The organism is Caballeronia arationis (genome assembly GCF_001544975.2).
Classification (GTDB): Bacteria; Pseudomonadota; Gammaproteobacteria; order Burkholderiales; family Burkholderiaceae; genus Caballeronia; species Caballeronia arationis.
Window position 1 is genome coordinate 1 of the sequence record NZ_FCOG02000528.1, and the last position, 845, is coordinate 845.

At 52.5% G+C, this 845-nt stretch carries 1 pseudogene; it reads right to left on the reverse strand.

Annotated elements, in window-relative coordinates:
• Positions 1–254 precede the first annotated feature (254 nt).
• Positions 255–845 (reverse strand): annotated as a pseudogene (locus AWB81_RS43650) (hypothetical protein); the annotation flags it as partial.

Sequence of the window (845 nt, forward strand, 5' to 3'; positions counted from 1 at the left end):
TTCTCTGACCGCGCAACACCAACTTCCATACTGATCACGTTCACCGAAACGGCTGATCACCATCGCCGAAATCCGCATCCGTCGAACAGGGTCGTCAGAAAACGAAGAGCGAATATGACCCATTGAAAGGGCCGGACAGGTTCTTTGTCGATAAGCTAGGGGATGTCACACGTAGTGCTCACACTGTCTCTTTTCTATATTGGCTTGAATTAGACATTTTTTGGAACATTGGTCGCGTTCCCCCGGCAATCAAATCAATCGAATTCAGACCGGAGGTTGCTCTTCATGACAAGCAACTCTTCCTCGTGCGTAGAAAGAGACGCCTCTAACCCCTGTGTGAGCTTGTCAAGTTGCAAGAGCGCAGACCGGCACTGACCGACTGCCTTATCGGCCACGCGAACCACGAATTTGCGAATCGCTTTCGCGAGTGCATCGTGAAGGCGCTGATAGTCGACGGCGATTCTTTCATCGGCTTGCCCATCCTCGAATGCAACGTCGTTCTCGATTTCTACCTTCGTATCCAGGACGCTAAGGTCGATGTCGTAATCGCGCAGAAGCGTGTCGACTTCTTTCAGCAGAGCCTCTCTCGTCGAACACGACAGTCTGGTCGCGATGCCCTTCAGGTCGCGGGTAGCGGAATACGCATCGAGAAGCTTGGGTAGCTCTGGCACGACGGCACGCCATAGGGCATTCGCAAGTTGTTCTTGCTTGGCTTCCAGCGTGTCTTTTTCAGCAGCGGACGCGGAACTAAGCTCACGTAGCAAAGATGGTTCGTCAGTAAAAACTGTGGGTCGACGGAGGCTCGGGTAGTTTTCCAAGTGCATGATAAAGCGCGATTTCTGTCG